The sequence below is a fragment of the Streptomyces sp. NPDC025721 genome (assembly GCF_055558595.1).
In genome coordinates, this window is sequence record NZ_JBVHMF010000013.1 from 13,451 (window position 1) to 39,509 (window position 26,059).

Genomic DNA, 26,059 nt, shown 5'->3' on the forward strand with positions numbered 1-26,059 from the left:
GCGGTGGCCTCCTCGTACGGGCGGACTAGCGGCGGATGCCGGTCGCGAACGGCAACGTATTAACGAATGCCCGGTGGTGCTCACGATCGCACCACTCAAGCTTCAAATACGACTTACCGGCGGAAGCGCGAATGGTGCGCTTGTCGCGCGCCAGCGCTTCCGGGGAGCGCGAGGACACCGTGATGTAGCCGACGAGGTTGACGCCGGCGGCGCCGCTCGCCAGGTCCTCGCCGCGCTGGTCGATCCGCCCGTGGTGGGCGACGTCGCGCGGGTCCACGACCCGGTTCATCTTCGCGGCGCGGCTGGCGTCGGCGTCGTCGTTGGTCTTCTCGGTCAGCATCCGCTCGATGGCCACATCGGTGGGTTCGAGGTCCATGGTGACCGCGACCGTACGGATCACATCAGGGGTGTGCACCAGCAGCGGCGCCAGGAAGTTCACCCCGACCGGCGTCATGGGCCACTCCTTGACCCACGCGGTGGAGTGGTTCCAGGGTGCGCGGGTCGACGACTCACGGGTCTTGGCCTGCAAGTACGTCGGCTCGGTCGCGTCCAGCTCGGCCGGCCAGGCGTTGCGGCGGGTCATCGCCTGGATGTGGTCGATGGGGTGGTCCGGGTCGTACATCGAGTGCACCAGCGACGACAGCCTGGCCTGGCCCAGCGGCTGCCTGACGCGGATGTCGGCCTCGGCGAGACGGGCGCAGATGTCGTTGAGCTCACGGGCCATCACCGCGGCGAGTCCCGCGTCCTTGTCGACCTTCACGCCGCGGCCCGAGGTGGCGCGTGCCATCGCGTTGCCCTCGGCGGCCAGTTCGCGCGTGAAGTGCATGCACGCCACCAGATACGCGCGGTGCTGCTCGGAGGAGGTCGACACCATGGACTGGAGCTGGTCGTAGGAGTCCTTGAGCCAGTTCTCTGCCGCCGGGTCGCCGCGCTGGGCGACGTCCTTGGCGTGGGCGTCAGGGTCGGCGGGCAGGGTGCGGGCGAGCATCTGAAGCCGGGTCACGAAGCCGTCGCCGTTGGCCACATGCTTCAGCAGAGTGCCGAACCGCTCGACCAGGGCTTCCTGGTCCTCGCTGTCGCGCAGCCCGACGCCGGGTCCCTCGATCTCGATGGCGGCCGTCACCGTACGCCGGTCGACGTGCAGCAGCACCGCGATCTCGTCGGGCCCGAACGGCGCCGCCAGCCAACTGATCCGCCCGATCCCCGGCGGCGGCCCGACCTCGACCTCGCGCCCGTCGAGCCCGATCCCGGCCTCCTCGATCCCCGACCGGTAGGTGGGTGAGACCCGCAGCGTACGGCGGAAGGTGCGGTTGATCTCGAACCAGCGGTAGAACGTGCGCCGCCGGTACGGCATGTACACCGCGGCCAGGGCCAGCATCGGCCAGCCGACCAGGCCGACGATGCGCAGCAGCAGCACCGGGACCAGCAGGCCGCACAGCATGCCGAGGCCCGCTCCGGCCACGATTAGCGCGATCTCGCCGGTCTCCCGGTTCTTGCCCACGATCGCGTTGGGCCGGGCCTTGCCGATCAGATACGTACGGCGCGGCTGGGTGAAGGGCTGGGTCGTCACCGGCGATCACCTCCCTGCGAATTGCCGTTGTTCGATCCTGAGCCCGAGCCTCTGCCGAAGTTCGAGCCGAAGTTTCCGCCCCCGAAGCCGTTGCCACCGGTACGTGAGCCACCGCCGGAGCCGCCGCTCCCGCCGGACGGTCCCGGATTGCCGGTACGGCTGCTGTGCGCGGCCACCCCGCCCGCCACCGGGTTCGACGGCTGCGAGCCGCCGCCCTGCGCCTGCTCCTGCGGGCCGCCGCGCGCGCTGTGCGTGTTGATGCCCTGCCGCACCAGCGCCGCGGGCGACGAGATCACCGCGGCGGCCTGGCTCTGGCCACTGGCCTTGCGGTTGTTCCGCAGATTCACCACGTCGTCGCCGAAGCCGGGCACGAAGCGGTAGATCATCGCGCTCGCGAAGATCGCCAGCAGGATGATCGACAGGCCGGACACCACCGCTGAGAACGCGTCAGGCCCGTCCTTGGACGACGACAGCGCCCCGGCCAGACCCAGCACGATCACGATCACCGGCTTCACCAGGATCACCGCGATCATGATCCCGGCCCAGCGGCGCACGTGGCCCCACATGTTCTTGTCCACCAGACCCGCGTAGACCGCGGTGCCCAGCAGCGCCCCCACGTACAGCAGGGCCGCCCTGATCACCAGTTCGAGCCAGAGCACACCGGCGGCCAGGATCGACACCATCGACACCACGATCAGCATGATCGGGCCGCCGCCGATGTCCTTGCCCTTCGTCAGCGCCCCCGAGAACGACCCGAAGAACACATCCGTGTTCGACGACGTCCCCGACGAGATCACCTCCGTGACCGCGTCCGTCGCCGTCACCACCGTGTACAGCACGAGCGGTGTGAACGCCGACGCCAGGACCGTCAGCCACAGAAACCCGACGGCCTCCGTCAGCGCCTCCGTCAACGGCACCCCGCGCACCGCCCGCTTCGCCACCGCCAGCAGCCACAGCACCAGCGTCAGAATCGTCGACGCCGCGAACACCACCGCGTACTGCCGCAGAAACGCGGTGTTCGTGAAGTCGACCTGCGTCGTCTTCGTCACCGCCTGGGACAGCTTGTCGATCGTCCACGCGGCGGCGTCGGCGCAGCCCCGCCCGAGGGACGTGAGCGGGTCGAGCGTGGTGCTGGAGTCGGTCCCGCCCTTGGTGGAGGTGGAGGGCGCGCCGTTCTCGCAGTACGACTTGGCCGGGCCGATCAGCAGGGCGCACGAGTCCCTGCTGGGGGTCGGGGCGGTCGTGCTGGGCGCCGGCGGGGCGGCCATGGCCCGGCCGGCCAACAGGACCAGGCCCGCTGGCAGACCGGTCAGGACGGCCATGCGCGCGGTCACGCGCAGACCTCGGTTAGCGGGCATAGGTGAACCCTCCGTACTCCTCGACCGCCTTGGTGATGTCCGGGGCACTCGCCGCGGGCACATCACCAGGTACGGGGGCCGGACCCGACGTCTGCGCATCGGATGCGATCTTCCAGTCGTTGCCGGACCACGTGAGCGTGAAGGTCCAGGTCATCCAGTCGGTACGGACCGGGTCGGTGGAGCCGGTGCCCGCCATGCCGATCAGTGCCATGTACCAGACCGACACCCGCGCGGTGTCCGCGGTGTACGACTCGGTCTTGGTGCCCACGGGGACGGTGCGGGAGATGAAGGTCTTGCCTTGTGGCGCCTTGCCGCTCGCGTCCAGGCCCAGCTTGGCGAGGAAGTCCGCCGAGTAGGCCTGGTCCAGCGGGCCCTTGAGCTTGGCGGCGGCGGTCGGCGTGTAGATGGTGTCCACGATGTGCTGACGGGAGTCGGCGGTGAACATCTCGACCCCGCCCATCGCCACGGCGTAGTTCGCCGCCGCCGACTGCGCCCCCTCCCCGCTGTGCGCGAAGCCGGAGGGGATGCCGCCGCTCTTGCCGGTGACCGGCTTCTGGCCGGAGGGGGCGGTCGGGGCGTCCGTGCCGGTCTTGCCCCCGCCCCCGCCACCGCCGCTGGAGCCGGCGGTGGCGCCGGAACCGGCCGCCGTGCCGTTGTTGGCGGAGCCGGAGGAGGACGGGTGGGAGCCGCGGTTGGCGAAGGCCAGGGCCGCGACGAGGAGGGCGATGATGCTGACGACGGTGACCAGGGCGCGCCGGGGCTGGGGGCGGCGGGCACCGCCTCCGTGGCCGCCGTGGCCCTCCGGCATCCGGGTCCTGGTCGGGGGTCCGTCCTGGCCGAGGCTCATCGTGCCTTCGCCCCCTGGGGCGCCCGTGCCGCGGGCACGCCGGAGCGGCGTGTGGCACGGACGGCACCGCTGCTTGGTTGAGTGGGCATCAGCACGCAGCCTCAGGTGGGAAGGTGGAGCCTGGGACGGGCTCCAGGGACGTCGACGGAGAAGCGGATACGAAGTGGGACGGGCGGCTGTTTCCAGCGGGTCTCGGGTCTCGGGTCTAGACGGCCATCCCGTACACGATGGTGAACAGCGTGCCGAGTGATCCGATGATGAACACGCCGGTCAGCCCGGCGATGATCAATCCCTTGCCCTGCTCCGCGCTGAAGGTGTCGCGCAGCGCGGTCGCGCCGATCCTCTGTTTCGCCGCGCCCCAGATCGCGATGGCCAGGCACAGCAGGATCGCCACCGCCATGACCACTTCGATCATCACGCGTGCTTCATTGCCGAGGGACCCGAAGGGTCCCCAGTCCGGTGCGATGCCACCGATGATGGTGTTGATGTCGCCCTTAGCGGCTGCCACGAACATGTAACTCACCACCCCGCTCGATCAGTTGGCTCCCTCGCCGGGGCGCAAGGGTCCAGGGTCTATCTTGGCCGAGGATGACGCTGTTGCATGTCGACTCAACGACTTTCTCGGCGGATCGTCCGTGTGATCCGGCCCGTAGCCGTCAAAATAGTGCGCGGACCGGTGTTCGATAGGACGTAGACGACTACTCTGTGTATCACGAGCGTCACGGTAGGGCAACGATAGGAACGTACGAGACCGTACGAGTGCGTGTTCGGGAACCGAGAGGAAGGGTCGCCCTGTGGCGCGGAAGATCTGGCTCCCCGTCATTATCGGCTGTGGCCTGTGCTTTTCGTTCCTCGCGCTGCTCGTGGTGGGCACGTACTCGGCCGCGGCCGGGCTCGCGGGCGGTGGCGGCGCCGGGACGGTGACGCTCGCCAAGGGATCGGTTCCGGCCATATATCAGTCGCTCGTCCAGAAGTGGGGCAATCTCTGCCCCGCGCTCAACCCGGCACTGCTGGCGGCGCAGCTCTACCAGGAGAGCGGATGGAACCCGCGGGCGCAGAGTCCGGCCGCCGCGCAGGGCATCGCGCAGTTCATTCCGGGCACCTGGGCCACCCACGGCATCGACGCCAACGGTGACGGCAAGGCGGACGTCTGGGACCCGGAGGACGCGATCCCGTCGGCCGCCTCGTACGACTGCGAGTTGGCGTCGTACGTGAAGAACGTGCCGGGCGACCGGACGGCGAACATGCTGGCGTCGTACAACGCGGGCGCGTACGCGGTGATAACGGCGGGCGGTGTCCCGCCGTACGCGGAGACCCAGAACTACGTGAAGATCATCACCAGCCTGTCGAAGAGCTTCGCCGCGCCGGTCGGCCGGGTCGCGCCGTCGCAGCAGGCGGCCGGGGCGATCTACTACGCGCAGCAGCGGCTCGGTACCGACTATCTGTGGGGCGGTGAGGGTACGGCGGCGCAGGGCGGGCGGTTCGACTGCTCCGGGCTGACGCAGGCCGCGTACCACTCGGTGGGGATCGAACTGCCGCGCGTCGCCAACGACCAGTGGAACGCCGGGGCACACCCGTCGCGGGCCGAACTCCTCCCCGGCGACCTCGTCTTCTTCGCCACCGACCTGACCGACCCGCGCACCATCCACCACGTCGGGATCTACGTCGGCGGCGGCTACATGATCGACGCGCCGCACACCGGGGCCAAGATCCGCTTCGACCCGATCGGCTCGGCGGACTACATCGGGGCGACCCGCGTCACGCGTGACGGTGCGGCGGCGCTGCCGACGGCTCTGTAAGTCCCCGCCGCCCGAAGCGGCTTTCGTGTCAGCTCTGCGTAAGGCTCTGGCCTGTGCGCCGGGCCGCAAATGGGCCAGATCGTCCTCTCCGGTCACCCTTGGATAACGGCATGGTGATCTTCTGGCGAAGACCGGAACGCTACGTAGCGTGTCGGTCGTTGTACGGGGGAGAATGGCGCGGGACGCAAGCGACGGGGGTTGCAGACGAGCCGAGCCGTACAGGCACAGTCAGTGAGTTGCTAGGTAAGGGGCACCACCCATGGCAGCGGTCGCCAATGACAGCGTGAACCCCGACATCAGCCTGCTCCGCGACATCAACGACCTGGCCAAGCACGCCCCGCGCGGTGTCGACCGGGCCGTGGAGTTCATCGGCGAGTACGGGCTGATCGGCCTCACCGTACTGCTGGCCGCCCTGTGCTGGTGGCGCGTCGCCCGCCGCGCCCCGGTCCCGGACGCCCCGGCCGCCGTCGCCGGTGTGCTGTGGTCCGGCCTCGCCGCCGGCATCGCCCTGCTGCTCAACATCCCGATCCGCGCCCTGGTCCAGCGGCCAAGACCTTTCGTGGACCACGACGGCATCGATGTCCTGGTCCACGGCAAGACCGACTACTCCTTCGTGAGCGACCACGCCACGCTGACCGCCGCCATGGCCGTCGCCCTCTTCATGGTCAGCCGCAAGGTCGGCACCGTTGCCATACTGCTCGCCCTCGGCGAGGGCTTCTGCCGGGTCTACATGGGTGTCCATTACCCCACGGACGTCATCGGCGGCTTTGCCCTCGGCGCCGCCACGGCCCTCCTCCTCGCCCCCCTCGCCCTGGCCCTCCTCACCTCACTCACCACCGCGGTCTCCCACTCCCGCGCGGCCTCCCTCATCCACTCCCGCCACCGCCTCGCCACCACCCCCGCACCCCCGCGCCGCGGCCAGCACTACCCCCACCAAAGCGCCCACGACAAGGACCTCGCCGCCTGACGCTCCCTCACGCGGCTATGGCACGTCGTCACATGTCGTCGGGGTGAGGAGCGGCCGGGGAGCCGTCGTCGGTCATGCACACCGAGACGGACTGCCCCGTCCGGTGTGAAGAACGCCACAGCTCCGCCTGGACGAGACCGCTCGGCAGCCGGGTGAAGACCCGGGGAAGGCCGGCGTCGACCTTGAAGCGCTTGGCCGTCTCGGTCACCTGTGCGCGCTGGCCGTCGGTGAGATCGGCCTCGGTGATGACACGCGAGGCGCCGTTGACGGCGTTCACCAGGAGCTTGGCCTGGCTCGTGGCCTTCGCGTTGAGCCGTATCCACGAACCGTCGGTGAACGTGAGACGCAGATCGGGATGGGCGCCCGAGTACGACATGACCTCGGCGTGCGTGATAGTGGAACGCGGCGTTGACCAGAGGACTTCGGCCTCGTACGGGCTCTTCGGCCCGTAACCGACGACGTACACGCTCCGGTCGGTGACCGCGAGGTCCGTGGCGAGGAGGGCCACGCCCGCGCGGCGCGGCACCCGGTCGGGGTCCAGCTCCCATGGCACGTTCCGTGCGAGCGCGCCACGCTCGGCCCACATGACGGGGAAGTCCTCGACCTCGTTCTCCGGGTCCTGCGATTCGCGCGGCCCCTGCGGCTCGCGCCCACCGCCCACCCCTGACGGCCCGCCCAGATTGACGATCGCTCCGACCACCGCGGGAACCCACCGCAGCATTCCGTTCACCGCGCGCTGCTCGCGCTGCTCCGAGACGTCGAGCACCGCGAACTCCGGCCGCGCCGGCCAGGCCTCGTCGGCCTGCAACTCCGCTTCGATGTCGCGCCTGTCCGTGCCGCGAAACGACCGTCGCCCCTCCACGAGGCGGGACAGACCCGTCGCGAATTCGATCGGCCATCGGATCTGGAGCACCTCACCGGGCGCCGGCTGCCATGTCATTCCCTGTGCCCAACCTCAGTGATCGCTCGCGGACTGATGAAAGCGGTCCCCCAGGTGTACAGCCTCGCCGATGTGCTGCGGTATGGACCACACCTTCGGCGCGAGCTTGAGCCCGGCGTCGATGTTGCGGCCGAGGCCCGTCAATGGATCGACGGCGAGTCGGCTCTCCTTGGCGATGAGGTTCCATCCCTTGGTACCGATGAGCTGGCCCTTGGCGATGTTGTTCTCCGCCACCATGGCCAGGCGCCCCTTCATCCCGGTCGCGCTGATCCCCTCCACGCTCTTCTTCCCCCACAGGGCGATGTTCTTGAACTTGACGCCTCCGGAGACGACTTCGTCCGCCTTCCCCACCCAGTTGATCCCCTCCGTGGCGCCCTTCGTGATCGCCGAACCCACCTTGTAGGCCCTGCCGAGCTGAACTGCCCGTTCCGCGGCTGTCACCCCCTTCACGGCCGTCGACGCGCCCTTGGTGAACGCGCTGAGTCCCGGAACGGAGCCGAGCGCGTCGAAGCCGATACTCAGCCAACTCACGTCCGCGCCCGCCGATTTGGCGATCAAGTGCGTGGCCAGCGCCAAGGCGCTCGTGGCCACCGCCAGCCCGGCGAAGATCGCGCCGATGGGCTCGAAGGGCAGCGTCAGGATCGCCAGCATTCCGAGGATGCCGCTGAGGTCGCTGAGCAGGTCGCCGATGAGTTTGATGAGATCGGCGTGGTCCTTGACCCACTGGACGGTGTCGTTCCAGGCGTCCTCGACGCCGTGCGCCAAGCGGCTGAACAGGCCCGGTTTGTCCGGGGCGATGTCGCCGGCCTTGTCGAGGTCGTGGCTGATGGAGGTGGCGGCGGTGGTGAAGCGGTTGTGGAGTTCTTCGGCGCGGTGGCGTACGCCGTCGAGGGCGTTGGTGGCGTCGGTGACGGCTTGTTGGGCTTTGGCGTCCTTGCCGAGTTGGGCGGGGGTGACGAAGGCGGGCCGGTCGCCTGGGGGGTGGGGCGGGTCGGCGGCGGACCTCGCGTGGTCGAGGGAGCCCTGTTTGGTGGCGGCTTCCTTTTCGAGGGCGTCGGCTTCGGCCTGGAAACCGTGGAGTTGGTCGGCCCAGCGGGACAGGGCGCTGGAGGCGCGGCCGAAGGAGTCGTGCGCCTTCTTGATCAGGGGCGCGACGTCGCTGTCGATGTGGGAGAGGAAGGCCGTGGCGGCCTCGCCCTTCCAGTAGCCGCAGTCGAGCCGGTCCAGCTCGGTGACGGTCGCCGTCAACTCTCCGTGCAGGTCGCCCAGTTGGCGCGCCAGGGCGCGCGTCCTGTCCACGTCCCCCGGCGTCGGGTCGAATCCGAGCAGCGGGAACTTCCCCGCCCGCGCGTCCCCCATCGAACCCACCCTCCCCGCCCCGCCCGAAGCTCTGGTGTTCGAGTGATCGACGCTATACGTACGGTGATCGACGTGACAAGTGGGGCCCCTGGGGTGGGCGCGATTCCGGGAGTGAAGGGTGTGTGAAGTGTGCTGCGAACCGGTACCGATCACGGGAGGGCCCTACAGCCCCACGACGCGCGCCGGTAATGTCAAGGGCTACGCGCAACTGACTCGGTAACTGGACGACTCACGGGGGATCTCATCGTGACCCGCTCATCCCTGCCCATCGCCGTCGCCCTCGCAGCGTCGGCGGGCCTGCTGCTGACCGCTTGCGGTGGGGGTGGGTCGGACAGCTCGGACAAGATTCAGCCGTCGGGGACGGTGACGACGGCGGCGCCTACGGCGACGACGGCTTCGCCTACGCAGGCGGCGAACGCGCCGACGTTCGACCTTCCGTCGGACGCCAAGGCGGAGTTCACCGGGTTCGACGCCTCCGACGGTGCCAAGAAGGACGTTCTGCGGGACGTGAAGAACGCGATCTTGACCATTCAGGAAGCCGAGGCGCTGGGCAAGGGGAACACTCCCAACATCAAGCGGTACTTTATGCCGATTCAGGCGGCGACGCTTTCGGACATGGCGATCGCCTATAGAAAGTCGGGATACACGATCACCGGAACGGTGAAGGACTACCGACCGACAGTGAAGTTTGACGCCAGTGATCGGGCTCAAGTCACGTATTGCGAGGATCAGAGCCACGCGTACGACAAGCTCATCTCGACTGGCGAAGTGCAGCGGTCCACGCCTTCGGTGAAGGACTACAGTCTTTGGCGCATGGGCCTGGTCAAGAACGAGGCCGGGGACTGGCGGGTGGCCGACTACTCGCAGCAGAAGGGGGTGTCGAAGTGCGCAGGTTCCTGACGCGACGCACCAATGCACTTTCGGTGTCGGCGCTGAGTCTCGTGATGGTATTTCTGACATCGCCCCAGGCGCAGGCGGACCGAGAGCATGCGAATGGTCCGGCACCCGTCGTCACGCCGAAAAGCAATGACGGCGTGCTCTCTTCACGAGTGAGTCTGGGAGGTACAGGTTACACCGGGGGCAATGGAACGCAGCCGATCACGTCATCGAACGCCAACTGGTCCCCGCCCGACTGCTGGTATGAGGCGTTCACCCCGGACGAGTTCGAAGCTGTACTCGATGAGCGCTATTACGCGGCGGGCAACAGGAATGCAGGCTCGGTCTACAACTACTTGTACGGTGTCCGGTCGGATATGACGGCCATCAAGTACCACAGGGGCGACGACGGCAGTTGGTGGTTGCTCGTATACAACCGCGACCTTCCGGAGAACACCGCAGGATCGTGCACTCTCAGCGACGGATGGAAATGGGTGGACGCTGGGAATCCACCTCCCCCTGGCGCGATCACAGCGGAGCAACTTTCACAAGTGGCCTACGCGGCGACGAAGTTGCCCGCACGAAAGGTGACACTGAGCCCCGGTGCAAACAACCAGAAGGTCAATCTGGCTACGTACGTGAAATTCGCTGATGCCCTTCCGCAGGTGTATGTAACCGCACAGGTGCCCCATCCGCCTGTGGCGGCGACCGTGGTTGCCCAGCCCTACGCGTTGCACGTAGAGGCGGGAACGTCATACGCGAGTCCGCAGTCGTGTGACTACGTGTTCAAGCGCGTCGGGAATCAGTACAACATCGACACCGAGGGCTCCGGCTGCAACATCACCTACCGCAAGGCGACAGCGGCTGGCGGGGCCTACACCCTGCGAGCTCAGATCACTTGGAAGGTGCACTGGACGGCGACTGCGGATCAGAACGGTCCGGTGGCCGGGCCGATGGACGACGGCTATACGACGTCCGAGCAGGACGTCACCGTGCAGGAGATTCAGGCTGTCAACCGCTGAATCGCGGTGGGTCGCTTCACCTTTTCTCGGGTGTTCCCCGGGGGGCTAGAGAGCCTGGGGGAAGGTGAAGAGGCGGTGGGGGTCGAGGTGGGATTTGAGGGTGGTGAGGCGGGGGGCGTTGGGGCCGTAGTAGGCGGTGCGCCAGGTGGGGAGGGTGGGGTCGGCGTAGTTCTGGTACGCGGCGCCCGAGGCGTAGGGGGACATGGCCTTGTGGGTGGTGTCGAGCCAGCCGGTGGTGGAGAGGGCGTCCGAGGCCAGGTATTGGGTGAGGACGCGTGAGGTGCGGTGGCAGAAGGCGGTGTCCGTGGGGGACGGGCGGTTGACCGCGCCGCCGAGGGCGGTGAGGGCGATGCTGCCGGCGCCGTCGCCGGACCGGGCGGAGAGCCGCTCGACGGCCGAGAGCAGCGTGGAGATGCCCGCGTCCGGCAGGTCCTTGTCGTAGAAGTCGGAGCGCGCGGTGTAGGTCTCCCGGTGCAGGTGCCCGGCGGGGGTCAGACGGCACTGGGCGGCGGACAGACCGGCGCAGCCCGCGTACGAGAAGGTCGCGTCGAGATAGCTGTGCGGGCGCAGCGAGACGGTGCTGGCGTCGGCGCCGATGCCGGCGGCGAGCCGGTCGGTGGCGGCGGCGAGGTCGTCGCGGGAGCCGGTGGAGAGCATCGGGACGGCCACGGTGGGGGAGCCGCCGGCGTCGCAGTCGAGGTGCAGGGCGGACCAGATGTGGTCCGGCTGGTCGGGGCCCCAGCGCTGCCAGGCGCGGATCACGGCGGCGGCCCGGCTCCACGGCCAGGTGAGGTAGCCGGTGACGACGCCGTCGGGCATCGGGTGGGTGGCGAAGCGCAGTGACGTGACGACGCCGAACTGGCCGTTGCCCGCGCCGCGCAGCGCCCAGAACAGCTCGGGCTGGGAGTCGGCGGAGCAGTCGAGGACCCGGCCGTCGGCGGTCACGATGGTGGCGCCGACGAGGCTGTCGCAGGTCAGGCCCATGGAGCGGCTCATGACGCCGTGGCCGCCGCCGAGCGCGAGTCCTGAGACGCCGACGGTCGGGCAGGACCCGGCCGGGATCGTCCGGCCCCGCTTGCCGAGGGCGGAGTAGACGTCGATGAGCTTGGCGCCCGCGCCGACCGTGGCGGTGGTGCCGTCGAGGCGGATCGAGTTGAGCCGGGAGACGTCGATGACCAGGCGGCCGTCGCCGCTCGACCAGCCCGCGTAGGAGTGGCCGCCGCTGCGGATGGCCAGCGGGGTGGCGGTGCGGCGGGCGAAGTCGAGGCACGCGCGGATGTCGGAGGTGCCGGTGACGTACGCGATGCCCGCCGGACGCAGGCCGTCGAAGCGGGTGTTGTACAGGATCCGGTCGGCGGCGTACGCGCTGTCGTCCGGGCGTACGAGGCCGCCGTCCAGGGACGTGGCGAGGGCCGGCCAGTCGGGTTTGACAGGGGGCGCGGTGGTGGCCGCGGTCGGCGTGGCGGAACCGCCGGAGGACGACGGGGGCGCGGACGTACCGCCCTTGGCGTCGTCGCCGCTGTCGGGTCCGCAGCCGGTCAGCCAGGCGGCGGCCAGTACGGCCCCGCCCGCCTTGAGCGCGGTCCTGCGCTCGACCCGGTCGCCCTTGTCCATACGGTCACCCCGGTCACTTCGGTCCTCCGGGTCCGTCAGGACCGCAGGCTCCACACGACTCACTTGCCCCACCGCCTTCGCCTATCCGTAGACGTGCGAATCATGAGCCCGGTTGCGGAGCGCGAGGCGCGGGGCGAGAAGACTACAGCGGGGCGGGAACGGTACGGCGGGGTGGGAACAGTACAGCGACGTGGGAACGGTACGGCCGGGTGAGCGCAGGACAGCCGGGCGCGACCGGCGCGAAGGGCGGGAACGCGGCGCGCGTCAGCCGGAGATGTGCTCCTCCGCATCGCGTCTCGCGCGGTCCCTGGCCCGCCGGGCCGGACCCTTCCAGCCACACGAGCAGCGGGCGACGGCGAAGGAGCCGCGCTCGACGATCGACGTCCGGTGGCCACCGTCCGGAGCGTCGGCCGGAGTTCCCGATGGAGTTCCGGCTGAAGCTGTGACGGAGGCCCTGGCGGAATCCTGCTCGGCACGCAAGTTGAGCACGAGACCACCGTAGCGGGCGTGACGGGGCACTTCCGACAGTCGTTAGACGCCATAAGGCCCCGGCCGGTCGAGGCCGGTCCAGGAATGCTCCAGGAATGGCTCAGGGATGGTGGCGGCGATGGCCCCGGGGGTAGCGACGGTACGGCGCGCGACGGCAGTACGGCGACGCCGAGGACGTACGAAGGCCGCCATGGCCGCGGCGCTCGGCTGCGCCTGCGGGGCCGCCCTGCTCACCGGCTGCGTCGGGCAGGGCGCGGCGGCCGAGAGCGGCAAAGACGCCAAGGGGCACGACCCGGCGCAGGCGGTACGCGGCGCCGCGGACGTCCTCGTACGGGCGGGCAGCTCGCACGTGGACACCTCGATGCGGATGGCCAGCGGCGGCACCTGGCTGACCATCACCGGCACCGGCGGATTCGACTACGTGAAGCGGCAGGGCGAACTGCGGCTGCTGCTGCCCAGGGACGCGGCGGGCGCCGAGGAGCACAAGCCGATCATCGAACTGCTCACGCCGGGCGCCCTCTACATGAAGGACCGCGGCGAGGGCGTGCCCGAGGGGAAGTGGGTACGCGTCGACACCGACCGGCTGCCGGACGGCAATCTGGTGACCGGCGGCGCCACCGAGCCGCTGGCCGCCGCCGAACTGCTGCGCGGCGCCCAGGACGTCGAGCTGGTCGGCGTCGAGACCCTGCGCGGTACGAAGGTGTGGCACTACCGGGGGACCGCCGACATCGGGCGCGCGGCGAAGGCCGCCGCGCCCGGCGTACGCGGGCCCTTGCAGGCGGCGGCCAAGGGATTCACGGTCACCCGGGTGCCCTTCGACGCGTGGCTGGACGAGGCGGGGCGGCTGCGCCAGGTGAGCCAGCGGTTCACCTTCAGCTCGGACGACCAGAAGGACAAGAAGATCGACAAGAAGGACGACAAGCAGGCCGGCCAGAACGACAAGCAGACCGGCGAGAACGCCAAGGGCGGCCCCGACACCCCCCGTACGACGACCGCTGCCGGCGGCCGTACGACGACCGCCGCCGCGCCCGACGTCACCGTGGTCTCTACCACTCGCTTCGACGATTTCGGCCGCGCCGTCCCCGTCACCATGCCCCGAGCTGCCGACATCTGGACGGGCAAGATCGTTTCTTCCCAGCAGGGGTAAGGGATCTTCGCGGTAACGGCCCTCACCGGAAAGGGCGTTGTCGAAATGGTCCATCCGTGCCATGCGCGGACCGGGTGCCGGTCCCTACCCTGGCTTGAGGCAGTGGCAGACAGCCAAGAGCCAGGCACTCGTGGACGAGGAGGTGGTGCGCGTATGGCGCCGTCGCCCGGAATGCTGGTCGTCCAGGACGATCCGGTGGCCCTCGCGGAGATCGAACTCTGCGGTGAGCTGATGATCGCCGCGTCCACCGCCGACGAGGAGCGGCTGAGCTTCGCCCGGATCGACGAGGTGCTGGGGGTCGCGTGCGACCGAGAGTCGATGCCCGCGCTCCTGGTGCGCGCCCCGCTCTCCGACCGCGCAACCGGCTGACACCGGGGCGCGCCGCCCGTACGCCCCCCGGAACGACCGGGAAAGCCGCTCCCGGAACCCCTGCGAACCCCTGGAATCCCCGAACCCCCTGGAACCCCCGGAAGAGCCGCCCCCGCCTACGTCCGCAGCAGCCGCGCTATGGCCGCCGTCGCCTCCGCCACCTTCTCGTCGATCTCCGGTCCGCCGCCGACCGCCGCCGCGGCCACGCAGTGCCGCAGGTGCTCCTCCAGGAGCTGGAGGGCGAAGGACTGGAGGCCCTTCGTGCTCGCCGACACCTGGGTGAGGATGTCGATGCAGTAGACGTCCTCCTCGACCATCCGCTGCAAGCCGCGGATCTGCCCCTCGATCCGGCGCAGCCGCTTGAGGTGGGACTCCTTGTCATGGCTGTATCCATGCGGCCCCTGGGGGCGCGAAGATGGGCCGGAACCCGTGTCCGCCCCCGCGTCCCGAGGTGACTGTTCCGGCGTGATCTCCGCCTCAACCCCGGCCGGTTCCCTGGCCTCCGTCGTCATCGTCAACCCCGCCCTTCCTGTCCCGTTATACCCCTGCCGGGTGAATCGTACCGAATCGACACCTTGTGCGACGCATCCCCGGTGAGGGGGACACTTCTGGATGGGCGACACTGGGTGACGCCCATTAGCCGTGGCCGGATGATGCGCCTAGCATCAACGAGACCGAATCCGATGCACACCGAGGACCTCACGTGCGCTTTCGTCTGACCCCCAGGGAGACGAGCTTCTACGACATGTTCGCCGCGTCCGCGGACAACATCGTCACCGGTTCGAAGCTCCTCATGGAACTGCTCGGGGCCGATTCGGCTACCCGGACCGAGATCGCCGAGAGAATGCGGGCGGCGGAGCACGCGGGGGACGACGCGACCCACGCGATCTTCCACCAGCTCAACTCCTCCTTCATCACCCCCTTCGACCGCGAGGACATCTACACCCTCGCCGGGTCGCTCGACGACATCATGGACTACATGGAGGAGGCCGTTGACCTGGTCGTCCTCTACAAGGTCGAGGAGCTGCCGAAGGGCGTCGAGCAGCAGGTCGAGGTGCTGGCACGGGCGGCCGAGCTGACCGCGGGAGCCATGCCGAACCTGCGCACCATGTCCAACCTCACCGAGTACTGGATCGAGGTCAACCGGCTGGAGAACCAGGCCGACCAGATCCACCGCAAGCTGCTCGCGCACCTGTTCAACGGCAAGTACGACGCCATAGAGGTGCTCAAGCTCAAGCAGATCGTGGACGTACTGGAAGAGGCCGCGGACGCTTTCGAGCACGTGGCGAACACGGTGGAGACCATCGCGGTCAAGGAGTCCTGACCTACGTGGACACCTTCGCTCTGGTCGCGACCATCGGGGTCGCGCTCTTCTTCACGTACACCAACGGGTTCCACGACTCGGCGAACGCCATCGCCACCTCGGTGTCGACCCGCGCGCTGACCCCCAAGGCCGCGCTGGCCATGGCCGCCGTGATGAACCTCGCGGGCGCGTTCCTGGGCAGCGGCGTGGCCAAGACCGTCAGCAAGGGGCTGATCGAGACCCCCACCGGCCGCAACGGCATGGGCATCCTCTTCGCCGCGCTCGCCGGTGCGATCATCTGGAATCTGGTCACCTGGTACTTCGGTCTGCCGTCGAGTTCCAGCCACGCGCTGTTCGGCGGTCTGGTCGGCGCCGCGCTGGCCGGCGGCGTCACCGTGCACTGGGCGGGCGTGGTCGACAAGGTCATCGTCCCGATGTTCGTCTCGCCCGTGGTCGGCCTGGTCGTCGGCTACCTCGTGATGCTGGCGATCCTCTGGTTCTTCCGCCGCGCCAATCCGCACAAGGCCAAGCGCGGCTTCCGTATCGCGCAGACCGTCTCGGCGGCGGCGATGGCGCTCGGCCACGGTCTCCAGGACGCGCAGAAGACGATGGGCGTGGTCGTCCTCGCCCTGGTCATCCACGACCCGAGCAACGGGTACGGCATCCCGATCTGGGTCAAGTTCGTGTGCGCCGCGATGATGTCGCTCGGTACGTACGCGGGCGGCTGGCGGATCATGCGGACGCTGGGGCGTCGCATCATCGACCTCGACCCGCCGCAGGGCTTCGCCGCCGAGACGACGTCCGCGGGCATCCTCTACGCGACCTCGTACATCTTCCAGGCGCCGGTCTCCACGACCCACGTCATCACCTCCGCGATCATGGGCGTCGGTGCGACCAAGCGGGTCAAGGCGGTGCGCTGGGGGGTGGCCAAGAACATCGTGGCCGGATGGTTCATCACGATGCCCGCCGCCGGTCTCGTGGCCGCCATCGGCTTCTACCTGGTGCGGCTGATCTTCGGCTGACCCGTCGCGCGCATCAAGGCGACGCCCCCTGACATGGGTTCGGCCCCGCTTCCCGTCACCGGGAAGCGGGGCCTGCGCCTTGCGGTGGCACCGCCATGCAGCACCGCGCGGCGGTCCTGTCACCCGAAGCGGCCCGAGATGTAGTCCTCGGTGGCCTGGACCGACGGGTTGGAGAAGATGCGCTCGGTGTCGTCGATCTCTATGAGCTTGCCGGGCTGGCCGACCGCGGCCAGGTTGAAGAACGCGGTGCGGTCGGAGACACGGGCGGCCTGCTGCATGTTGTGCGTGACGATCACGATCGTGAAGCGGGTCTTCAGCTCACCGATCAGGTCCTCGATGGCCAGGGTGGAGATCGGGTCGAGCGCCGAGCACGGCTCGTCCATCAGCAGCACCTGCGGCTCGACCGCGATGGCGCGGGCGATGCACAGCCGCTGCTGCTGGCCGCCGGACAGGCCGGAGCCGGGCTTGTTGAGCCGGTCCTTGACCTCGTTCCAGAGGTTGGCGCCCTTGAGGGACTTCTCGACGATGGTGTCCAGCTCGCCCTTCTTGCGGACACCGTTGAGCTTGAGGCCGGCCGCCACGTTGTCGTAGATCGACATGGTGGGGAACGGGTTCGGCCGCTGGAAGACCATGCCGACCGTGCGGCGTACGGTCACCGGGTCGACGCCCGTCCCGTACAGGTTCTCGTCGTCCAGCAGCACCTTGCCCTCGACGCGGCCGCCGGGGGTGACCTCGTGCATGCGGTTCAGGGTGCGCAGGAAGGTGGACTTGCCGCAGCCGGACGGGCCGATGAAGGCGGTCACGGTGCGGGGCTCCACGGTCATCGAGATGTCCTCGATGGCCTTGAAGGCGCTGTAGTACGCGGTGAGGCCGCTGACGTCGATTCGCTTGGCCATGGGGATCACTTCTCTTCTCAAGGTCGTCTGATGTCGGCCGCGTCAGCGACCTGCCACGCGGCGGAGCCGCTCATCGATGCTTCGGGGCCTTCCAGCGGGCGATGCCGCGGGCCACCAGGTTGAGGATCATCACGAAGGCGATGAGCACCAGAGCCGCGGCCCACGCGCGGTCGTAGCTCGGCTCGTTGCCGTTGCCGTACTGCTGGTAGATGAAGAACGGCAGCGACGACTGCGGGTCCTTGAAGGGGTCCGTGTTGATCAGGTTGCTGCCGAACACCAGCAGGGCGATCGGCGCGCTCTCGCCCGCGATGCGGGCGATGGCGAGCATGACGCCGGTGGTGATGCCGCCGATCGCGGTGGGGATGACGACCTTGACGATGGTGCGCCACTTCGGGACGCCCAGGGCGAGGGAGGCCTCGCGCAGCTCGTTCGGGATGAGCTTGAGCATTTCCTCGGTGGAGCGGACGACGATCGGCATCATCAGGATGGCCAGGGCCAGCGAGCCGGCGAAACCGGTCGCGGGGGCCTTGCCGATCAGCACGAACCACATCGAGAGGATGAACAGACCGGCCACGATCGACGGGATGCCGGTCATGACGTCGACGAAGAAGGTGACCCACTTCGCGAGCGCGCCCTTGCCGTACTCGACCAGGTAGATCGCGGTGAGTATGCCCAGCGGCGCGGCGATGACCGCGGCGATGCCGACCTGCTCCAGGGTGCCGATGATGGCGTGGTAGACGCCGCCGCCGGGCTGGATGGTCAGCACGTTGTTCATCGAGTGCGTCAGGAAGTTGACGTCGAGGACCTTGACGCCCTTGCTGATCGTCGTCTCGACCAGCGAGTAGAGCGGGATGACGGCCAGGATGAAGCTGGACCAGACGAGGCTGGTGGCCACCCGGTCCTTGGCCTGGCGGCGCCCCTCGACCTGCGCGGTGATGACGTACGAACCGGCGACGAAGAGGAGCAGCGCGATCAGGCCCCACTGGATCTTGCTGTCGAGCCCGAAGCCCGCGCCGATCGCTCCGGCGACGACGACGGCTCCGGCCGCGATGGCCAGCGGAGCCCACTTGGGGAGCTGACGGGAGGCCAGCGGCGGCGTGGCGGGAGCCTCCGCCGGGGCCGGCGGCTTGTCGTCCACGATCAGGTCGCTCATGCGTTGGCCCCCGAGTACTCCTTGCGGCGGGCGATGATCAGTCGGGCCGCGCCGTTGACCAGCAGGGTGATGAAGAAGAGCACCAGGCCGGAGGCGATCAGCGCGTCGCGGCCGAACTCGTCGGCCTCACCGAACTTGGCGACGATGTTCTGCGAGAAGGTGCCGCCGAGCGGGTCCAGGATGTGCGCGGACAGTTGCGGCGAGGCGGACAGCACGGTGGCCACCGCCATGGTCTCGCCGAGCGCGCGGCCCAGGCCCAGCATCGAGGCGCTGATGATGCCGGAGCGCGCGAAGGGCAGCACCGACAGGCGGATGACTTCCCAGCGGGTCGCGCCGAGCGCGAGCGCCGCCTCCTCGTGCATCTTGGGCACCTGGCGGATCACTTCGCGGCTGACGTTGGTGATGATCGGCAGGATCATGATCGCCAGCAGGATGCCGACGGTGAACAGCGACCGGGCGGCCGAGTTCGGGTCCTGCTTCTCGAAGATGACGGTCCAGCCGAAGTACTTGTCCAGCCAGAGGTTGAGGCCCTTGAGGTGCGGCACCAGGAAGAGCGCGCCCCACAGGCCGTAGATGATGCTGGGCACCGCGGCGAGCAGGTCGATCACGTAGGCGATCGGACCGCCCAGGCGGCGCGGTGCGTAGTGCGTGACGAACAGGGCGATGCCGACGGCGATCGGGACCGCGATGACCATCGCGATGACCGAGCTGACGACCGTGCCGTAGGCCAGTACGGCGATGCCGAACACCGGCGGGTTGAGGCTGGCGTTCCACTCGAAGGTGGTCAGGAAGTTGCCGTGGTCCTTGGAGATCGCGCTCACCGAGCGGACCGTCAGGAAGATGGCGATGGCCGCCATCACGACGAGGAGGAAGATGCCGGACCCGCGGGAGAGTCCCGCGAAGATCCGGTCGCCGGGCCGGGTGACGGTCTTCGTCTCCACCGGTGGCGCGGTAGGGGGAGGGGCGGTGGTGGTCATAGGGATTTCTCCGGTCTGGGTGGGGGACGTTCGGTCCCCCGGCGGCGGTGCACCGGATGTACGGCGGGCCCCGCGGTCGCCAGGACCGCGGGGCCCGCCGACTCGACTAGGACAGGGCGGTGATGGTGGAGCGGACCTTCGTGGCGATCTCGGTCGGCAGCGGGGCGTAGCCGGCCGCCGAGAGCTTCGCCTGACCGGCGTCGCTGGCGATGTAGGTCAGGAAGGACTTGGTGAGCGGCAGGGTGTCGGCCTTGTTGCCCTTGTCGCAGGCGATCTCGTACGTCACCAGGACGATCGGGTAGGCGTTGTCCGCCTTGGTGGTGTACGCGGCGCCCAGGTCCAGGGACAGGTCGGAACCGGTGCCGACGACCTTGGCGGAGGCGATACCGGCCGACGCGTTCTGCGAGGTGGCCTCGACCGGCGCGGAGGCACCGGTGTTGATCTTCACCGTCGGGATGGTGCTGGCGGTCGCGTAGGACAGCTCGAAGTAACCGATGGAGCCCTCGGTCTGCTTGACCAGCGCGGCGACACCGGCGGACTTCGCGGCGGCCTGGCCGCCCTTGCCCATCCACGCCTTCGCGTGCTCGTACGGCCAGTCGGCCGGAGCGGCGCCCTTCAGGTACTTGGTCAGGTTGTCCGTGGTGCCGGACTCGTCCTGGCGGTGCACGGTCTGGATCTTGGAGCTCGGCAGGGTGACGCCCGGGTTGAGCTTCTTGATCGCTTCGTCGTTCCAGTTGGTGATCTTCGAGTTGAAGATCTTCGCCAGGGTGGGCGCGTCCAGAACCAGGTTGCTCACACCGGAGAGGTTGTAACCGACGGCGATCGGGCCGCCGACCATCGGGATGCTGATGCCCTGGCCGTTGGTGCAGACCTTCTTCGAGGCGGTGACCTCTTCGGGCTTCAGCGGGGAGTCGGAGCCCGCGAAGGCGTCCGTGCCCTGGTTGAAGTCGACGATGCCCTCACCGGAGGACGAGGTCTTGTAGTTGATCGTCGCGCCCGAGCAGGCCTGCTGGTAGTCCTTGACCCACGACTCGATCGCGTTCTGCTGGGCACTGGAGCCGGAGGCCAGGATCTGGCCCTTCTCACAGGCGATGCCGCTCGCGTTGGCGCTGCTGTCGGACGAGCTGGCCGAGGCGCTGCCGCTGGGCGTGGACGTGGAGTCGTTGTTGTTGTCCGAACCACAGGCGCTCAGGACCAGCGCGCCGGTAATCGCGACCGCGCCGACGGTCAGGGCCCGCAGCCCGTTCTTACGCTGAAGCTTCACCTTCGTGTGTTCCTTCCAAAAGCCCGCCGGTGGACGGCGAAGCAGAGGGTTATGGGTTCTGCATCCACCCGGCGTCGCGTGATGCTCACCGGTAAGCCCGAAATTAGGCAGATGAAGTGAAGCGACCGACGGAAGGGAGTGAACGCCAGGTGAACCTCGTCTATCAGGGTGGTGCCGCTACGCGCGTTACGCGCGCCGTGGTGACGAAGTGGTATCCGGGGCTGTCGTTGTGTCACAAAGGAACACGGGCAGGTCACGGGGGTGACACGGGCCGGTTACGGCCGCCGGGCGGGCCGATCGGCACGCGGTGGTACGCCGGTTCACCGGCCGTCCACCCGCTCGGGCGTCCGCTCGTGCCCCCGCTCGGGCCCCGCGAGCCGGTACGGGCGGCCCGGTGAGCCCGCTGTGGGACCGCTCCGCCGACCGCCGTCAGCCCGCCAGCGCGTGCAGCAGCGCGTCCACGAGGGGCCGGTCGCGGTCGTGGGTGAGCCTGCGGCGGGCAGCGGAGGGCGGCAGCCAGATCATCCGGTCCACCTCGTCGTTGGGGACGAAGGAGCCCTCCCACGCCTCGGCCGCCCAGTAGCGGACCTCCTTGGGGCGGCCGTCCACCAGATAGCGCGACGTCGGCAGCGGGGCGCCGAGTGAGCAGCCCAGGCCGGTCTCCTCACGGGTCTCGCGCAGCGCGGCGGCAGGGAACTCCTCGCCGCGCTTCAGCTTGCCCTTCGGCAGGCTCCAGTCGTCGTAACGCGGCCGGTGCACCAGCGCCAGTTCGATCCCGCCGTGGTACGGCGAGACGCGCCACAGCACGACGCCCGCCGCCCGTACGGTCGTTCCGCTCTTGTCGCCCGCGCGTTTCATTCCGTGCGCGCCCCCGGTACGGAATTCGGCCCAGGGCCCGGTACGGGTCCCGGTGCGGACCCCGGCGCGGCACTCGCTACGGGACCGGGCGGACCGGGCCGAGAGGCGCCAGAGCCCGGCTGCCACAGCCGCGAGAAGGCGAAACGCGCGGCTTCCACCTCGTGCCGCTGGTCGGCGTGGAGCACGCCCAGCGCGTACGCGGTCGCCGGAGCTATGCGCGGGGTGCGGGCCGCCGCCGCGACGGCCGCCGCGCACTCGGCCGCCTCGCGGTGCCTGGCCAGCAGCACGGCCGCCTCGGCCAGCCGCTGCGCCGCCGCCTCGCCGTCCGGGTCGATGCCCCGGCAGACCTCGGCCGCGTAACGGCTCAGCCGCAGCAGCACCCGCACCTGGTGCCAGGGGGAGTCCTGGAGGTCGGCCGTCAGCTCGGTGCCGAGCGCCGCCTGGACGGCCTCCGCGTTGTACGGATGCGCCGCGCGCAGCAGCGGCAGCGCGCCCGCCGCGTCGGCCAGCCGCCGGTCGGCCTGCGCGGCGAGCGGCGGCAGTACGGTCGCGGCCGGTCCCTCGGCCGCCGCGGTCAGCGGCACCTCGGAGGCCAGGACGGCGATGTTGTCCGCGAGCGCGTGGAAACGCGAGGAGCCCATCGCCTGGAGCGTCGCCGAGTGCGCCCGGGTACGGGCCAGGGTGAGCTGCCGCTCCAGGAGCGCCCCGGCGCGCGCGGCGCCCAGCGCCAGCGGACCGCTCCCGGCCGGGGGCGGCGGGACCGCGGGCGCGGGCGGCCCCGGGACGTCGCCGGTGTCCGCGGGGGCCTTGCCGCCGGCGTCCGGGTCCGGGTCCGCGGCGGCCGACAGCCGCCGCAGCGCCTCCAGCAGCCGCGCCAGCCGGGCGGTGTACTGCGGCTCGCGGGCCAAGGTGGTGGCCAGCCAGCCCAGTTCGGCGCGGAGCGACTCGGCCCACACCGGGTCGGTCAGCGGCGCGTAGATGTGCAGGACCCCGCCGATCCGCCGGGCGCTGGCCCGCAGCAGTTCGTCGGCGTCGCCCTCGTGCTCGCCCCGCAGGCCCAGGGCCCGCAGGAAGGCGGTGGCCTGGTCGTGCAGATAGCGCGCGAGGGTGCCGCCCGCCGTACCGCCGGGCGGGCCCGCGGGCGCCGGGCCCGCGTCGGCCGTGGGCGCCGCGGCCGTCCGCGACTGCGGCGTACGCGCTTGCGCCGTACGTGTCCCCGTCGTGCCGCCCGGTGCGGGGGCGGCGGCCGGTGGGCCCGGGTCGCCGCTCCCCGCGGGGGTCAGCGGGGGGCTGTCAGGTAGCTGCTGCTGGGCCACGCCGGCGCCTCCGGGCGTCGATGAGCATCTCCTGGACATTGCGCAGCGGCTTCCCGTCCGGGTCGGTGCTGTGCCGGGTCCAATTACCGTCCGCCGCCAGGTGCCAGGAGGAGGTCGTGTCCGACATCCCGTCCTCCAGCAGGCGGTTGAGGGTGGCGCGGTGGGTCGGGTCGGCGACCCTGACCAGCGCCTCGATGCGGCGGTCGAGGTTACGGTGCATCATGTCGGCGCTGCCGAACCAGACTTCGGTCTCGCCGCCGTTGCCGAACGCGAACACCCGCGAGTGTTCGAGGAAGCGTCCGAGCACGCTGCGGACCTTGATGTTCTCGGACAGACCGGCGACACCCGGCCGTACCGCGCAGATCCCGCGCACCCAGATGTCCACCGGGACCCCGGCCTGCGAGGCGCGGTAGAGCGCGTCGATGATCTGCTCGTCGACGATCGAGTTCACCTTCAGCCGGACATACGCCGGACGCCCGGCGCGCTGGTGCGCGATCTCCTCCATGATCCGGGAGATCAGGCCGTCGCGCAGACTGCGCGGCGCGACCAGCAGCCGGTTGTAGACCTCGCGGCGCGAGTAGCCGGACAGCCGGTTGAACAGGTGCGACAGATCCGCGCCCACCTGCGGGTCGGCCGTCAGCAGACCGAGGTCCTCGTACAGCCGGGCCGTCTTCGGGTGGTAGTTGCCGGTGCCGACGTGGCTGTAGCGGCGCAGGGTGTCGTCCTCCTGGCGGACCACCAGCGACAGCTTGCAGTGCGTCTTGAGGCCGACCAGGCCGTACACGACATGGCAGCCCGCCTCCTCCAGCTTGCGCGCCCACTTGATGTTGGCCTGCTCGTCGAAGCGCGCCTTCAGCTCGACCAGCACCAGCACCTGCTTGCCCGCCTCGGCCGCGTCGATCAGCGCGTCCACGATCGGCGAGTCGCCCGACGTCCGGTACAGCGTCTGCTTGATCGCCAGGACGTCGGGGTCGGCGGCGGCCTGGTCGAGGAACGCCTGCACGGAGGTGGAGAAGGAGTCGTACGGGTGGTGCAGCAGCACGTCCCGGCGGCGCAGCGCCGCGAAGATGTCGGGCGCCGACGCGGACTCGACCTCCGCCAGGTCGCGGTGGGTGCCCGCCACGAACTTCTGGTACTTCAGCTCGGGGCGGTCCAGGCCCGCGATGGCGAACAGCCCGGTCAGGTCCAGCGGACCCGGCAGCGGATACACCTCGTTGTGCTTCATCTTCAGCTCGTGTACCAGCAGGTCGAGCACGCGCGGGGCGATGGACTCCTCGACCTCCAGGCGGACCGGCGGGCCGAAGCGGCGGCGCATGAGTTCCTTCTCCAGCGCCTGGAGCAGATTCTCGCCGTCGTCCTCCTCCACTTCCAGGTCCTCGTTGCGCGTGACCCGGAACATGTGGTGGTCGAGCACCTCCATGCCGGGGAACAGCTCCTCCAGGTGCGCGGCGATCACGTCCTCCAGCGGCACGTACCGCTGCGGGCCCGCCTCCAGGAAGCGCGACAGGATCGGCGGCACCTTCACCCGCGCGAAGTGCTCGTTGCCCGAGACCGGATTCCGTACCACCACCGCCAGATTCAGCGACAGACCCGAGATGTACGGGAACGGGTGCGCCGGGTCGACGGCCAGCGGGGTCAGCACCGGGAAGATCTGCTGCCGGAACAGCGTGAACAGCCGCGCCTGCTCCTTCTCGGTCAGCTCGTGCCAGCGGATGACGTGGATGCCCTCGTCCGCGAGCTGCGGCGCCACGTCGTTCTGGAAGCAGGCCGCGTGCCTGGCCATCAGCTCCCGCGACCTGGTCAGGATCAGGTCCAGCACCTCGCGCGGCTGGGCGCCGGACGCCGAGCGGGTCGCGACACCGGTCGCGATACGCCGCTTCAGGCCCGCGACCCTGACCATGAAGAACTCGTCCAGGTTGCTGGCGAATATCGCCAGGAAGTTAGCCCGTTCGAGGAGCGGGGTCGCCGGGTCCTCGGCCAGCTCGAGCACCCGCTCGTTGAACGCCAGCCAGCTGCGTTCGCGGTCCAGGAAGCGGCCCTGCGGCAATTCCTCACCGAATTCCTCGCTCGCCTCGCCCAGGCTCGACGATCCCGGGTCCGGATTCGGTACGACGCGGGGGCGGAACGTCCCGGACGCCAACGACTGCTGGGGCTGGGCGGGAAAACTGGGGTGATTCGTCTGGGCCATGGGATGCGAGCCCTCCTCCTGGTCCGGCACGGGGCGGCCTGCGGCCGGCTCGGGGCGACCGTGGGCCGTCGGTCCATTGTCCCGTGTACCCGAGGGTTTCGGCAGGTCGGGCGGGGGAGGGGGTGCGGGGGCAGCGGGCTGCATCCTGCGATGCTCGCAAGCGAGGTTGAATCGCCGGTAACGAGAGCGTTGCCGTCAGGCAAGCGGGACGCTTCCAGCGGGGGTGCCTTCGAATCTCGGCTCGCGCCCCGTCCGAACCCTCCGGTCCGCCCCCTCCACCTCCACCTCGCGCAGGTGAGCCCCTTTCCACGGGCGCGGCCCCGCGGGTCCCCTGCCGGGGGGGTGGGCCGATCTTCCCAGGGGCCGCCCCTGGACGGTCCTTCTGCCGGGCGCCGATCTTTTCAGGGGCGCGCCCTGGGGCGGTTCTTCTGCCGAGGCGGCACGCCGTGTAGTTAGGGGCGCGGGGAACTGCGCGCTCAGCCCGCGCGGTGGCGCGGGTGAGGAACCGGCCCCAGCGGGGCAGATGCGGTTGTTTTCGGGCTGACAGCCCGGTGGGGGCTGGTCGCGCAGTTCCCCGCGCCCCTAAAAAAACAGGCCGTGCGCGGGGTGGAGGCACTGGGGGCGCGCCCCCCGGAAGGGCAGGCCCCGCGGGGGGGGGGGGGGGGGGGTGGGGTTTGGTTGGGTCACCGGGGCGCACCCCCCGGGTGGTGAAAAAAAGAAGGTTC

The 26,059-nt window shown here is 69.7% G+C and carries 23 protein-coding genes; 8 read left to right on the forward strand and 15 right to left on the reverse strand.

Annotated features, from left to right (window positions below; translation table 11 throughout):
• Positions 1 to 25: 25 nt before the first annotated feature.
• The 4 genes from ACZ4EF_RS19475 to ACZ4EF_RS19490 form a co-directional block, all read right to left on the reverse strand.
• Entirely contained in the window at positions 26 to 1,570 is a 1,545-nt protein-coding gene (locus ACZ4EF_RS19475) for an SCO6880 family protein (protein WP_188285554.1), read from the reverse strand.
• Positions 1,567 to 2,928, reverse strand: a complete 1,362-nt coding sequence (locus ACZ4EF_RS19480) for a hypothetical protein (protein WP_467505606.1) — start codon at positions 2,926 to 2,928, stop codon at positions 1,567 to 1,569. Before ACZ4EF_RS19480 ends, ACZ4EF_RS19475 begins: the two co-directional genes overlap by 4 nt.
• Positions 2,918 to 3,775, reverse strand: coding sequence for a DUF8175 domain-containg protein (locus ACZ4EF_RS19485; protein WP_467505608.1), 858 nt, complete (start codon positions 3,773 to 3,775; stop codon positions 2,918 to 2,920). Before ACZ4EF_RS19485 ends, ACZ4EF_RS19480 begins: the two co-directional genes overlap by 11 nt.
• Positions 3,776 to 3,980: 205 nt before the next feature.
• A complete protein-coding gene (locus tag ACZ4EF_RS19490; RefSeq protein ID WP_093717809.1) occupies positions 3,981 to 4,289 on the reverse strand; it encodes a hypothetical protein in 309 nt (102 codons plus the stop codon).
• Between the two features lie 280 nt (positions 4,290 to 4,569).
• On the opposite strand from ACZ4EF_RS19490, the gene ACZ4EF_RS19495 reads away from it, so the two are divergent.
• The gene (locus tag ACZ4EF_RS19495) at positions 4,570 to 5,574 is read left to right on the forward strand and encodes a C40 family peptidase (RefSeq protein WP_467505610.1); all 1,005 of its coding nucleotides are present in this window, start codon (positions 4,570 to 4,572) and stop codon (positions 5,572 to 5,574) included.
• A gap of 259 nt (positions 5,575 to 5,833) precedes the next feature.
• Complete coding sequence (locus ACZ4EF_RS19500; protein WP_401313693.1) at positions 5,834 to 6,541, forward strand: phosphatase PAP2 family protein; 708 nt, start codon at positions 5,834 to 5,836, stop codon at positions 6,539 to 6,541.
• A 28-nt stretch (positions 6,542 to 6,569) separates the two neighbouring features.
• Here ACZ4EF_RS19500 and ACZ4EF_RS19505 read toward each other — a convergent pair whose 3' ends face one another.
• Positions 6,570 to 7,481: a hypothetical protein gene (locus ACZ4EF_RS19505; protein WP_467505612.1), complete on the reverse strand. Its 912-nt coding sequence runs from the start codon at positions 7,479 to 7,481 to the stop codon at positions 6,570 to 6,572.
• Positions 7,482 to 7,496: 15 nt separating this feature from the next.
• Positions 7,497 to 8,840, reverse strand: coding sequence for a putative T7SS-secreted protein (locus tag ACZ4EF_RS19510; protein WP_467505614.1), 1,344 nt, complete (start codon positions 8,838 to 8,840; stop codon positions 7,497 to 7,499).
• 246 nt (positions 8,841 to 9,086) lie between these two features.
• On the opposite strand from ACZ4EF_RS19510, the gene ACZ4EF_RS19515 reads away from it, so the two are divergent.
• Positions 9,087 to 9,740: a hypothetical protein gene (locus ACZ4EF_RS19515; protein ID WP_402713445.1), complete on the forward strand. Its 654-nt coding sequence runs from the start codon at positions 9,087 to 9,089 to the stop codon at positions 9,738 to 9,740.
• Entirely contained in the window at positions 9,725 to 10,738 is a 1,014-nt protein-coding gene (locus ACZ4EF_RS19520) for a hypothetical protein (RefSeq protein ID WP_402713447.1), read from the forward strand. The genes ACZ4EF_RS19515 and ACZ4EF_RS19520 overlap by 16 nt, the downstream gene beginning before the upstream one ends.
• A gap of 45 nt (positions 10,739 to 10,783) precedes the next feature.
• On the opposite strand, the gene ACZ4EF_RS19525 is transcribed toward ACZ4EF_RS19520, so the two are convergent.
• Positions 10,784 to 12,352, reverse strand: coding sequence for an FAD-binding oxidoreductase (locus ACZ4EF_RS19525; protein ID WP_467505617.1), 1,569 nt, complete (start codon positions 12,350 to 12,352; stop codon positions 10,784 to 10,786).
• Positions 12,353 to 13,031: 679 nt separating this feature from the next.
• On the opposite strand from ACZ4EF_RS19525, the gene ACZ4EF_RS19530 reads away from it, so the two are divergent.
• The gene (locus ACZ4EF_RS19530) at positions 13,032 to 13,988 is read left to right on the forward strand and encodes an SCO4651 family lipoprotein (protein ID WP_467505619.1); all 957 of its coding nucleotides are present in this window, start codon (positions 13,032 to 13,034) and stop codon (positions 13,986 to 13,988) included.
• 153 nt (positions 13,989 to 14,141) lie between these two features.
• The gene (locus ACZ4EF_RS19535) at positions 14,142 to 14,357 is read left to right on the forward strand and encodes a hypothetical protein (protein WP_355341850.1); all 216 of its coding nucleotides are present in this window, start codon (positions 14,142 to 14,144) and stop codon (positions 14,355 to 14,357) included.
• A gap of 116 nt (positions 14,358 to 14,473) precedes the next feature.
• On the opposite strand, the gene ACZ4EF_RS19540 is transcribed toward ACZ4EF_RS19535, so the two are convergent.
• Positions 14,474 to 14,869, reverse strand: a complete 396-nt coding sequence (locus ACZ4EF_RS19540) for a metal-sensitive transcriptional regulator (RefSeq protein WP_391049799.1) — start codon at positions 14,867 to 14,869, stop codon at positions 14,474 to 14,476.
• 191 nt (positions 14,870 to 15,060) lie between these two features.
• On the opposite strand from ACZ4EF_RS19540, the gene ACZ4EF_RS19545 reads away from it, so the two are divergent.
• Positions 15,061 to 15,681 carry a DUF47 domain-containing protein gene (locus ACZ4EF_RS19545; protein WP_188285542.1) on the forward strand — a complete coding sequence of 207 codons (621 nt, stop codon included), beginning with the start codon at positions 15,061 to 15,063 and terminating at the stop codon, positions 15,679 to 15,681.
• 5 nt (positions 15,682 to 15,686) lie between these two features.
• On the forward strand, positions 15,687 to 16,682 hold the full coding sequence (locus tag ACZ4EF_RS19550; RefSeq protein WP_467505621.1) for an inorganic phosphate transporter: 996 nt from the start codon (positions 15,687 to 15,689) through the stop codon (positions 16,680 to 16,682).
• 119 nt (positions 16,683 to 16,801) lie between these two features.
• On the opposite strand, the gene pstB is transcribed toward ACZ4EF_RS19550, so the two are convergent.
• The 7 genes from pstB to ACZ4EF_RS19585 all read right to left on the reverse strand — a co-directional run bounded on the left by pstB (position 16,802) and on the right by ACZ4EF_RS19585 (position 25,334).
• Complete coding sequence (gene pstB / locus ACZ4EF_RS19555) at positions 16,802 to 17,578, reverse strand: phosphate ABC transporter ATP-binding protein PstB (protein WP_188285540.1); 777 nt, start codon at positions 17,576 to 17,578, stop codon at positions 16,802 to 16,804.
• 70 nt (positions 17,579 to 17,648) lie between these two features.
• Positions 17,649 to 18,731: a phosphate ABC transporter permease PstA gene (pstA, locus tag ACZ4EF_RS19560; protein ID WP_355341857.1), complete on the reverse strand. Its 1,083-nt coding sequence runs from the start codon at positions 18,729 to 18,731 to the stop codon at positions 17,649 to 17,651.
• The gene (gene pstC / locus ACZ4EF_RS19565) at positions 18,728 to 19,708 is read right to left on the reverse strand and encodes a phosphate ABC transporter permease subunit PstC (protein WP_355341860.1); all 981 of its coding nucleotides are present in this window, start codon (positions 19,706 to 19,708) and stop codon (positions 18,728 to 18,730) included. Before pstC ends, pstA begins: the two co-directional genes overlap by 4 nt.
• A gap of 106 nt (positions 19,709 to 19,814) precedes the next feature.
• Positions 19,815 to 20,972: a phosphate ABC transporter substrate-binding protein PstS gene (gene pstS / locus ACZ4EF_RS19570; protein ID WP_355341863.1), complete on the reverse strand. Its 1,158-nt coding sequence runs from the start codon at positions 20,970 to 20,972 to the stop codon at positions 19,815 to 19,817.
• A 429-nt stretch (positions 20,973 to 21,401) separates the two neighbouring features.
• Positions 21,402 to 21,830 (reverse strand): NUDIX hydrolase, encoded by a 429-nt coding sequence (locus tag ACZ4EF_RS19575; protein WP_355341866.1) that lies wholly within the window; start codon positions 21,828 to 21,830, stop codon positions 21,402 to 21,404.
• Entirely contained in the window at positions 21,827 to 23,146 is a 1,320-nt protein-coding gene (locus tag ACZ4EF_RS19580) for a CHAD domain-containing protein (RefSeq protein WP_467505624.1), read from the reverse strand. The genes ACZ4EF_RS19575 and ACZ4EF_RS19580 overlap by 4 nt, the downstream gene beginning before the upstream one ends.
• Positions 23,124 to 25,334, reverse strand: a complete 2,211-nt coding sequence (locus ACZ4EF_RS19585) for an RNA degradosome polyphosphate kinase (protein WP_355341872.1) — start codon at positions 25,332 to 25,334, stop codon at positions 23,124 to 23,126. The genes ACZ4EF_RS19580 and ACZ4EF_RS19585 overlap by 23 nt, the downstream gene beginning before the upstream one ends.
• Positions 25,335 to 26,059: the final 725 nt, after the last annotated feature.

What these genes read in the sequence shown, in the direction of transcription:
- ACZ4EF_RS19530 (WP_467505619.1), top strand. Translation starts at nt 13,032, where the DNA reads ATGGCCGCGGCGCTCGGCTGCGCCTGCGGGGCCGCCCTGCTCACCGGC.
- ACZ4EF_RS19510 (WP_467505614.1), bottom strand. Translation starts at nt 8,840, where the DNA reads ATGGGGGACGCGCGGGCGGGGAAGTTCCCGCTGCTCGGATTCGACCCG.
- ACZ4EF_RS19480 (WP_467505606.1), bottom strand. Translation starts at nt 2,928, where the DNA reads ATGCCCGCTAACCGAGGTCTGCGCGTGACCGCGCGCATGGCCGTCCTG.
- pstB (WP_188285540.1), bottom strand. Translation starts at nt 17,578, where the DNA reads ATGGCCAAGCGAATCGACGTCAGCGGCCTCACCGCGTACTACAGCGCC.
- pstA (WP_355341857.1), bottom strand. Translation starts at nt 18,731, where the DNA reads ATGAGCGACCTGATCGTGGACGACAAGCCGCCGGCCCCGGCGGAGGCT.
- ACZ4EF_RS19540 (WP_391049799.1), bottom strand. Translation starts at nt 14,869, where the DNA reads ATGACGACGGAGGCCAGGGAACCGGCCGGGGTTGAGGCGGAGATCACG.
- ACZ4EF_RS19525 (WP_467505617.1), bottom strand. Translation starts at nt 12,352, where the DNA reads ATGGACAAGGGCGACCGGGTCGAGCGCAGGACCGCGCTCAAGGCGGGC.
- ACZ4EF_RS19505 (WP_467505612.1), bottom strand. Translation starts at nt 7,481, where the DNA reads ATGACATGGCAGCCGGCGCCCGGTGAGGTGCTCCAGATCCGATGGCCG.
- ACZ4EF_RS19500 (WP_401313693.1), top strand. Translation starts at nt 5,834, where the DNA reads ATGGCAGCGGTCGCCAATGACAGCGTGAACCCCGACATCAGCCTGCTC.
- pstC (WP_355341860.1), bottom strand. Translation starts at nt 19,708, where the DNA reads ATGACCACCACCGCCCCTCCCCCTACCGCGCCACCGGTGGAGACGAAG.
- ACZ4EF_RS19535 (WP_355341850.1), top strand. Translation starts at nt 14,142, where the DNA reads ATGGCGCCGTCGCCCGGAATGCTGGTCGTCCAGGACGATCCGGTGGCC.
- ACZ4EF_RS19575 (WP_355341866.1), bottom strand. Translation starts at nt 21,830, where the DNA reads ATGAAACGCGCGGGCGACAAGAGCGGAACGACCGTACGGGCGGCGGGC.
- ACZ4EF_RS19585 (WP_355341872.1), bottom strand. Translation starts at nt 25,334, where the DNA reads ATGGCCCAGACGAATCACCCCAGTTTTCCCGCCCAGCCCCAGCAGTCG.
- ACZ4EF_RS19490 (WP_093717809.1), bottom strand. Translation starts at nt 4,289, where the DNA reads ATGTTCGTGGCAGCCGCTAAGGGCGACATCAACACCATCATCGGTGGC.
- ACZ4EF_RS19485 (WP_467505608.1), bottom strand. Translation starts at nt 3,775, where the DNA reads ATGAGCCTCGGCCAGGACGGACCCCCGACCAGGACCCGGATGCCGGAG.